General features: G+C 64.4%; 1 pseudogene. It reads right to left on the bottom strand.

The features are described from left to right. Positions 1-4 precede the first annotated feature (4 nt). A pseudogene (gene tssC, locus GJV78_RS22600) lies at positions 5-1,302 on the bottom strand (type VI secretion system contractile sheath large subunit); the annotation flags it as partial.

The following is a 1,302-nucleotide window of genomic DNA, read 5'->3' as shown; positions in this document are numbered from 1 at the left end:
TGCCTTATGCTTTGGCCTTCGGCATCTGGCTGACCAGCGACAGACTCACGTCCATCCCCTCCACCTGGAAGTGCGGCACCGCGTACAGCTGTACCCGGAAGAACCCCGGGTTGTCCTCGATGTCTTCCACCACCACCTTCGCGTCCCGCAGCGGGTGCGACGCCTGCAGCTCGTCTCCCGGATCGGTCATCTCCGTCACCAGACTGCGCACCCACGTGTTCAGCTCCAGCTCCAGCAGCCGCCGATCCTTGGTGGTGCCGATGTTTTCTCGCTGCAGCAGCTTCAGGTAGTGCGCTATCCGCGACAGCAGGAAGATGTACGGCAGCCGCGCGTTGATCCGGCTGTTCGCCGTGGCGTCCGCCGTGTCGTACAGGGCCGGCTTCTGGGCCGAGTTCGCCGAGAAGAAGCACGCATAGTCCCGGTTTTTGTAGTACGACAGCGGGATGAAGCCCAGGTTGGCGAACTCGAACTCCCGCGTTTCCGGGATCATCACCTCTGACGGGATTTTCACCTGGTTGCCGGTCCCCAGGTCGTACAGGTGGATCGGCAGATCCTGCACCGCGCCACCCGCCTGCGGGCCGCGGATCTGCACGCACCAGCCGTTGTCAATAAAGCTGCGCACCATGTTGGCGGCGAAGGCGAACGAGGCGTTGGTCCACAGGTACTTCTCGTGGTCCGGGCCTTTCACCTCTTCCGTGTAGTTGAAGCTGCGCACCGGCACCGTGTCCGGCCCGTACGGCAGACGCCCCAGCACCCGCGGCATNCCGTGTCCGGCCCGTACGGCAGACGCCCCAGCACCCGCGGCATCACCAGCCCGATGTAGCGCGCGTCGTCGGTCTCGCGGAACGCCTTCCACTTGATATACTCCGCCCGGTCAAAGTAGTTGCCGATATCTTTGATGGCCGCCACCTCTTCCATCGACTCCTTGAGGAAGAACTGCGGGCCTACCGAGCCGATAAACGGCATGTGCGCCGCCGCGGAGACCTTCGAGATGTTGCGCAGCAGCGCCACGTCCTGCGGGCTGGCGTCAAACTCATAGGCCGAGATCACCGCCCCGATGGGCTCGCCCCCCGGGGTGTCGTATTCGCTGGTGTAGGTGTGCCAGTACAGGCCGCTCTGGATCAGCTCCGGCACGTCCTCGAAGTCCTGGCGCAGGTCGTCCTTCGCCACGTCGAGGATCTCCGTGCGCACGTTCTGCCGGTAGTCGGTGCGATCCACCAGGTGCTTCAGCCCGCGCCACAGGGACTCCACCTTCTGGAACTCCGGGTGGTGCATCACCGCGTCCAGCTGGCGGCTGATCTG

The organism is Intestinirhabdus alba (genome assembly GCF_009711095.1).
Taxonomy (GTDB): domain Bacteria; phylum Pseudomonadota; class Gammaproteobacteria; order Enterobacterales; family Enterobacteriaceae; genus Intestinirhabdus; species Intestinirhabdus alba.
Note: the sequence above shows the minus strand (reverse complement) of the source record. Positions and strands in the feature narration are given on the sequence as shown.